Annotated in this window: 6 protein-coding genes; 3 read left to right on the forward strand and 3 right to left on the reverse strand. The window is 73.3% G+C overall.

From position 1 onward, the window contains the following. Together EAO70_RS00425 and EAO70_RS00430 are read right to left on the reverse strand one after the other, a co-directional pair. On the reverse strand, positions 1 to 1150 hold a 1150-nt coding region (locus EAO70_RS00425; RefSeq protein WP_148001035.1), incomplete at its 3' end, for an NAD(P)/FAD-dependent oxidoreductase. Positions 1151 to 1253: 103 nt separating this feature from the next. Beyond that, positions 1254 to 2198 (reverse strand): RNA polymerase sigma-70 factor, encoded by a 945-nt coding sequence (locus tag EAO70_RS00430; protein ID WP_148001036.1) that lies wholly within the window; start codon positions 2196 to 2198, stop codon positions 1254 to 1256. Between the two features lie 189 nt (positions 2199 to 2387). Between EAO70_RS00430 and EAO70_RS00435 the strand changes: the two genes are divergently transcribed. Then, complete coding sequence (locus tag EAO70_RS00435; RefSeq protein WP_261992563.1) at positions 2388 to 3026, forward strand: hypothetical protein; 639 nt, start codon at positions 2388 to 2390, stop codon at positions 3024 to 3026. A 111-nt stretch (positions 3027 to 3137) separates the two neighbouring features. Here the strand turns inward: EAO70_RS00435 and EAO70_RS00440 are convergent, their stop codons facing one another. Further along, a complete protein-coding gene (locus EAO70_RS00440) occupies positions 3138 to 4115 on the reverse strand; it encodes an aldo/keto reductase (protein ID WP_148001054.1) in 978 nt (325 codons plus the stop codon). Positions 4116 to 4296: 181 nt separating this feature from the next. Here EAO70_RS00440 and EAO70_RS00445 point away from each other — a divergent pair, with 181 nt between their 5' ends. Both EAO70_RS00445 and EAO70_RS00450 read left to right on the forward strand, forming a co-directional pair. Next, entirely contained in the window at positions 4297 to 6375 is a 2079-nt protein-coding gene (locus EAO70_RS00445; RefSeq protein WP_187283657.1) for a discoidin domain-containing protein, read from the forward strand. 27 nt (positions 6376 to 6402) lie between these two features. Beyond that, complete coding sequence (locus tag EAO70_RS00450) at positions 6403 to 7497, forward strand: DUF1996 domain-containing protein (RefSeq protein ID WP_148001037.1); 1095 nt, start codon at positions 6403 to 6405, stop codon at positions 7495 to 7497. Positions 7498 to 7584 lie beyond the last annotated feature (87 nt).

A 7584-nucleotide genomic window follows, 5' to 3' on the forward strand; every position in this document is an offset into this window, starting at 1 on the left:
CGAGCCTCCGGCGGCGGCTCGGCAGCAGCATCGTCGGGTGGGAGACGCTCCAGGCCGCGCCCGAGCAGATGAACTCCTTGATCCGGGCGCCGAAGCGGCCCGTGACGACCGTGGACGTGGCCTCGTCCGCGCGGGTCACCTTCTGGAAGACGGCGTCCCGGCGACCCAGGCTGATGCACTGCGCGGCGTACCCGATCGTGTTCTCGGGGACCTTCCGGCCGGTCAGCCGCGCGGCGAGCGAGTCGGCCGCCTGCCAGGCCATCGGGCTGGCCGTGGCGCAGGACATCCGCAGCGGCCGGCCGCCCGGCCCCTCGGCGAGCGCGGCGTCCCCGACGGCGTACACATCGGGGTGGGAGACCGAGCGCATGCTGGCGTCCACCACGATCCGCCCGGTGTCGGACACCTCCAGCGTCGTGGCGGCGGCGATCGGGTGGACGGCGAAGCCCGCGGTCCACACGGTCAACCGGGCCGGGATCTCCCGGCCTTCGCCGGTGACGACCCGGTGCGCCTCGACGCGGGCGATGTCGGCGTTCTCGTGGACGGTGACGCCGAGTCGGCCGAAGACGGTGTACAGGTGGCGGCGGGCCTTCTCGCCGAGCCCGCCGCCGACGGCGTCGCGGGCGGCGAGGGAGACGTCGAGGTCCGGGCGCGCCTCGGCGATCTCGGTGGCCGCCTCGATCCCGGTCAGGCCGCCGCCGACGACCAGTACGGTGGCGCCCGGCTCCAACTCGGCCAGTCGCGCCCGCAGCCGGAGGGCGTCCCGCTTCCCGGAGAGGCCGTGGGCGTGCTCGGCGGCGCCGGGGACGTCGAGGGCGCCGGCGGTGCTCCCGAGGGCGTACACGAGGGTGTCGTACGGGAGGGTCTCGGCGCCCTGCTCGCCGGTGAGGCCGACGGTCCCGCGGTCCGCGTCGACCGAGGTGACCCAGGCGGTGCGGAGCCGTACGCCGGTGCCCGCGTAGAGGTCGCGGAGCGGGCGGCTCGGCAGGTCCTGTCCGCCGGCGAGCTGGTGCAGGCGCACCCGCTCGACGAACTCGGTCTCGGCGTTGACGAGGGTGATCTCGACGTCGTCGCGGTGCAGGCGCCTGGCGAGGCGGCCGGCGGCGATCGCTCCGGCGTATCCGGCTCCGAGGACGACGATGCGGTGCTTCATGGCTGGCTCCCTATCCGGTCGGACTCACCTCCTGAACCGGACAGCCGCGCGATCCCTGACACTCCCCGCGTGTGACGTGGGTCACCAGATCGTGAGGGGTGGGTCACCAGATCCTGGTGGGCGGTTCGTGGGGGCCCGCGGCCGCCCACCGGCGGGTGATGCGCTCCAGCTTGTCGGGGTTGACCTGGAGGTGGACCGCCTCGACGCCCTCGGCCGTCGGGGCGAGGCAGATGACGCCGATGATCCGGTCGCCGACCGAGACCAGTGCGGCCGGGCCGCCGTTGACGACGGCGGGGTGGACCACGGGGTCGCCGCCGGCGACGGCCCGCTTGGCGGCGTTCGGCCGGAACAGTCCCCGCAGGTAGCGGGCGATGCCGAGCGCGCCGAGGACCGGGGTCCGGCGGGCCGGGACCGTGGCCCCGCCGTCGGCGACGCCGACCGCGTCGACGGTGAGCAGCCGGATCAGGGGCTCGGTGTCGCCGCTGAGGGCGGCGGCGAGAAACTCCTCGACGACCTTCCGCGCGGCGGCCGCGTCGACCTCGGTGCGGGCCCGGTCGGTGGCGAGGTGCTGCCTGGCGCGCCGGTGGATCTGCTGGCAGTTGGCCTCGGTGAGGTCGAGGATGTCCGCGATCTCGCGGTGCGGGTGCCCGAAGGCCTCGCGCAGGACGTACACGGCGCGTTCGTTGGGCGTCAGCCGTTCCATGAGGGTGAGGACGGCGAGGGACACCGACTCGCGCTGCTCGGCGGTCTCGGCCGGGCCGAGCATGCGGTCGCCGGCCAGCAGGGGCTCCGGGAGCCACTGTCCGACGTAGGTCTCCCGCCGGGCGCGCGCGGAGGAGAGCTGGTTGAGGCAGAGGTTGGTGAGGACCTTCGTCAGCCACGCCTCGGGCGTCTCGATGCGCTCCCGGTCCGCCGCGTGCCACCGCAGATACGTCTCCTGTACGGCGTCCTCGGCGTCGCCGGCGGAGCCGAGCATGCGGTAGGCGATGGCCTCCAGGCGTCCCCGGGAACCCTCGAACAGCTCGGCCTCGTGCGTACGGAGCGACATGGCCCCATGATCGGCCCTGCCCCGCAGCCGCGTCCACCGCCTACGCACGCGGCGGACGGGGGCCCGGGGGCCGCGACCCGGAGAGGGGCGACCGGGGACCGGAGACCTCGCCGCGTCACCGGCCACCCGCCGTCACCGGCCGCCCCGGTCACCTCACTTGATGCTGGTGTCGCCGAAGGCCTCCAGTACGTGGCGGAGTCCGTCGGCCGTCCGGCCGACCAGGTCGCGGTCCACGTCGGCGAGCAGCTCCGCGGGCCGGTCACGGTCTTCGCCTGGGCGATGGCCGTCGGAACGCCCCTGATGGCGGGCCTGCTCCGGCGTCGCGGCCTCGGCACCACGCTCCGGCTCAGCGCCGTCCTCGTCGCCGCCGGCACCGCGGTCGTCGCCGTGGCGCCCTGGCTGCCGCTGGCCATGACGGGCCGCGCGGCCCAGGCGGTCGGCGGCGCGGGCCTGGTCACCGCGGCGATGAGCCTCGCGGGCTCGGTCCGGCGCATGGGAGTGATCACGGCCGGCTTCGGCACGCTCGGCGCGGTCGGACCGCTGCTCGGCTCGACGCTCGCGGCCGCGGCGTTCTGGCGGGCGTCGCTCGCCGTCGGAGCCCTCGCCCCGCTGACCGCCGCGCTGACCCCCTGGGCCCCGCTGCTCCTGCCGGTCGCGACGCTCGCCGTGCTCGCCACGAGCGCGGGCCAGGCCGTCCTCGCGGTGTACGCCACCCGGGCCGCGTCCGCCGACCAGCGGCCCACGGCGATCGGCCTGTTCAGCCTCGCCTACCAGCTGGGCGGCGCCTTCGGCCCGGCGATCGCGGCCCTGATCACCCTGGGCGCCTGACCCGCCCGGCCGGCTCCACGGCCGCGGCCCGGGCACGCGGGGGCGTGTCCGGGCCGTGCGGGCCGGGGCTCGGGCGGCGAGCGTACGGAGGAGTGTCCGGGGACGCGGAAGTCAGGCGCCGTGCGGGAGCGGGGCCGCCGGGGAGACCAGGCCGGCCGCGCGGAGGTCGGTCCAGAAGGCGGCGGGGACGTTCTCGGCCAGGGCCGCGGTGTCCTCGGCGATCCGGCCGGGCCGGGTGGCGCCGGGGATGACGGCGGCGGACGCGGGGTGCGCGAGCGAGAACTGCAGGGCGGCGGCCTTGATGCCGATGCCGTGCTGCTCGGTCAGCGCCTTCAGACGGCCGACGCGCTCGACGATCCCGGCCGGGGCCTGCTGGTACTCGAAGTGGGTGCCGCCGGCGAGGACGCCTGAGCTGTACGGGCCGCCGACGACCATGTCGACGCCCTGCTCGGCCGCCAGCGGGAGCAGCCGGGTGAGGGCGTGCTCGTGGTCGAGGAGGGTGTAGCGGCCGGCGAGCAGGAAGCCGTCGGGCCGCGGCTCGTCCAGGCCGAGGGTCAGCTCGATGGGCTCGGTCCGGTTCACCCCGAGGCCCCAGGCCTTGATGACGCCCTCGTCGCGCAGCCGGGACAGCACCCGGAAGGCGCCGGTGCGGGCCTCCTCGAACTTCCCCAGCCAGGCGTCGCCGTGGAAGTCCTGGGCGATGTCGTGGACCCAGACGATGTCGAGGCGGTCGGTGCCCAGGCGCTTCAGGCTGCCCTCGATGGAGCGCTCGGTGGCGTCGGCGGTCCACTCGTGGAGGATCCGGTTCGGGTTGCCGTGCTCGAACAGCCCGCCCTTCTCGCCGAAGTCCGGCGCGTCCGTCTCGTGCTCGTCGAGGACCACCCGGCCGACCTTGGTCGACAGGACGTAGGAGTCGCGGGGCTTGCCGGCCAGGACTTCGCCGAGCCGCTGCTCGGCGAGCCCGGCGCCGTAGAGGGGGGCGGTGTCGTAGTAGCGGATGCCCTGGTCCCAGGCGGCCTCGACGGTGGCGCGGGCCTCGTCGTCGAAGCCGGAGAGGCCGCGGCCCGGCCTCCGCTCCCACAGGAACATCTCCAGGACCAGGAAGGAGACGTGCAGGGCGGCCACCAGGCCTACCAGCACGTTCGCCGTCGTCTCCACCGTCGTCTCCTCAGCGCCTCAGTTTTATGGACGCGCCCGCACCCGCGCCCGTAGGACGGCCTCGCTCGTCTCCGTCGGGGCGCTGCTCGCCACCGCCCTCGGCTCCGCCTCGATGCTGGCCGCGACCCCGGCCGTCGCGGCCGAGACCCTCCTCTCCCAGGGGAAGACCGCGACCGCCTCCTCCTCCGAGGGCGACGCCTGGAAGGCCTCCGCCGCCTTCGACGGCGACCTCACCGGAACCCGCTGGGCCAGCCAGTGGAGCGACGCCCAGTGGATCCAGGTCGACCTGGGCACCCGTACCGACATCAGCCGGGTCGTCCTGAACTGGGAGGGCGCCTACGGCAAGGCGTATGCCATCCAGCTCTCCGACAACGGCACCGACTGGCGCACCGTCACCTCCGTGACCGCGGGCGACGGCGGCACCGACGAGCTCGCGGTCACCGGCGCCGGCCGCTACGTACGCCTCCAGGGCATCACCCGCGGCACCGGATACGGCTACTCCCTCTGGGAGTTCCGGGTCTACGGCGGCGGAACCACCCAGCCCGAGCCCGGCGGCGCCGTCCGCGTCACCGGCGGCCAGGGCGACTGGCGGCTGACGGTGGGCGGGCAGCCGTACACCGTCAAGGGCGTCACCTGGGGCCCCGCGATGGCCGACGCGCCCCGCTACATGCCGGACGTGCGGTCCATGGGCGTCAACACCGTCCGCACCTGGGGGACGGACGCCGGCACCAAGCCGCTGCTCGACTCCGCCGCCGCGAACGGCGTCAAGGTGATCAACGGCTTCTGGCTCCAGCCGGGCGGCGGCCCGGGCTCCGGCGGCTGTGTGAACTACGTGACGGACACCGCGTACAAGAGCACCATGCTCACCGAGTTCGCGAAGTGGGTCGAGACCTACAAGTCCCACCCGGCCACGCTCATGTGGAACGTCGGCAACGAGTCCGTCCTCGGCCTGCAGAACTGTTACGGCGGCACCGAGCTGGAGGCCCAGCGCAACGCGTACACGACCTTCGTCAACGACGTCGCCAAGCGGATCCACGCCATCGACCCCGACCACCCCGTGACCTCCACGGACGCGTGGACCGGCGCGTGGCCGTACTACAAGCGCAACGCGCCCGACCTCGACCTGTACTCGATGAACGCGTACGGCGACATCTGCGGTGTGCGGCAGGACTGGATCGACGGCGGGTACAACAAGCCGTACATCATCACCGAGACGGGCAACACCGGCGAGTGGGAGGTGCCCGACGACGTCAACGGCATCCCGGACGAGCCGACCGACGTCCAGAAGGCGGAGGGCTACACCAAGGCCTGGGGCTGCATCACCGGTCACCAGGGCGTCGCCCTGGGCGCGACGATGTTCCACTACGGTCTCGAGCACGACTTCGGCGGAATCTGGTTCAACCTGCTTCCGGACGGACTGAAGCGCCTGTCGTACTACGCCGTCAAGAAGGCGTACACCGGGTCCACCGCCGGGGACAACACCCCGCCGGTCATCACCGACATGACCGTCAGCACGCCCACCGCGGCCCCGGCCGGACGTGAGTTCACGGTCCGCGCCGACATCCGCGACCCCGACGGCGACCCGATCACACCCAAGATCTACCTCAGCGGAAACTACGCCAACGGCGACAAGCGCCTCGTCGACGCGCAGTACCGCTCCCTGGGCAACAACACCTTCGCGGTGACCGCCCCCGAGAAGCTCGGCGTGTGGAAGGTCTACATCCAGGCCGAGGACGGCCGCGGCAACGCCGGGATCGAGACCAAGTCCGTCAAGGTCGTCGCCCCGCCCGTCGCCGGCACCAACCTCGCCCTGAACCGGCCCACCACCGCCTCCTCCGCCCAGGCCTCCTACGGCGACTGCCCCTGCCCCGCGACCAACGCCACCGACGGCAACACCGGCACCCGCTGGGCCAGCGACTGGAGCGACCCGCAGTGGATCCAGGTCGACCTCGGCGCGGTCAAGCCCATCCGCACCGTGCAGCTCGTCTGGGACCCGGCCTACGCCCGCGCCTACGAGGTCCAGGTCTCCGACAACGGCACGACCTGGCGGACCGTCCACACCACCACCACGGGCAACGGCGACATCGACACCATCGAGCCCGCCACCACCGCCCGGTACGTCAGGCTCCAGCTCACCGCGCGCGGCACCGGCTGGGGCTACTCGCTCCACGAGTTCGGCATCTACAGCTGACCCCCTGAGGAGAACGAGGAGACCACGATGAGAATCCGCGGCCGGACCCTGTCCGCCCTGCTGCTCGCAGCCGCCCTGGGCGTCTCCGCCCTGACGGTCGACACCTACACCGCCGCCACCGCCCACGGGGAGACCGCCCCGGCGGCCGCCCACGGTTCCCACGGCGCGGGCGCCGCCACGGGCCACGTCATGGCGGCGTCCACCCAGGCCTCGGGCGACGACGGCGACGGCTACATCCCGGCCGTCCCCCAGGTCACCGGGGTCACGCCCTCCACCGCCACCCCGCCCCCGGCCTACCACCACGAGTTCCAGGCCGGCTGCTCCGTCACGCACACCGCGCCGGACGACCCGATCGTCTACCCGGGCCAGTTCGGCAAGTCCCACGACCACACGTTCATGGGCAACACCTCCACGAACGCCGCCAGCACGACCGCCTCGCTCTACGGCGGCAGCACCACCTGCAAGGCGCCCGCGGACGCCTCCGCGTACTGGATGCCCTCGCTGTTCAACGGCGACCAGAAGATCCTGCCCGTCGGCCCGCAGGTCATCTACTACAAGGCGGGCGTCACCGACTACCGGAGCGTCCGGCCCTTCCCCAAGGGCCTGCGGTTCGTCGTCGGCAACCCGATGCAGACCGCCGAGGAGTTCCGGAGCCACAAGGGCTTCGTCGAGGGCTGGGAGTGCGGTGACAGCTTCTTCAACACCGACATCCCGGCGAGCTGTCCCAGCCGGCCCGACGTCCAGCTCAACCTGCGCATGCAGGCGCCCAGCTGCTGGAACGGCCTGTACCTCGACACCCCCGACCACAAGAGCCACATGGCGTACCCCGTGGTGAAGCCCGGCACCAACGACAACATGTGCCCCGCCTCCCACCCGGTCGCCCTGCCGATGATCGAGTTCAAGATGGCGTGGCCGGTCAACGGCGACATGAGCCGGGTCCGGCTGGCCAGCGGGCGCGGCTACTCCTTCCACTACGACTTCTTCAACGCCTGGGAGGAGCGCACCCTCAAGGCGCTGGTCGACCACTGCATCAACGGTGGCCTCCAGTGCGACACCCGGGGCTTCGACCTGTACCGCCCCGAGCGCGGAGTCGTGCTGGACGAGAACCACCGTCTGCCCTGACCCCGCACCACGCACCACGCACCACGGCCCGGACGCCCGCGAGGGCGCCCGGGCCGCTTTCCCGTCCGCCCCCGGCACCAGGAGGAC

Source organism: Streptomyces sp. adm13(2018), from assembly GCF_008042145.1.
Classification (GTDB): domain Bacteria; phylum Actinomycetota; class Actinomycetes; order Streptomycetales; family Streptomycetaceae; genus Streptomyces.

Bases quoted from the DNA above. Each gene is read 5' to 3' on its own strand.
- EAO70_RS00430 (WP_148001036.1), bottom strand. From the start codon at position 2,198: ATGTCGCTCCGTACGCACGAGGCCGAGCTGTTCGAGGGTTCCCGGGGA.
- EAO70_RS00440 (WP_148001054.1), bottom strand. From the start codon at position 4,115: ATGTTCCTGTGGGAGCGGAGGCCGGGCCGCGGCCTCTCCGGCTTCGAC.
- EAO70_RS00445 (WP_187283657.1), top strand. From the start codon at position 4,297: ATGCTGGCCGCGACCCCGGCCGTCGCGGCCGAGACCCTCCTCTCCCAG.
- EAO70_RS00450 (WP_148001037.1), top strand. From the start codon at position 6,403: ATGAGAATCCGCGGCCGGACCCTGTCCGCCCTGCTGCTCGCAGCCGCC.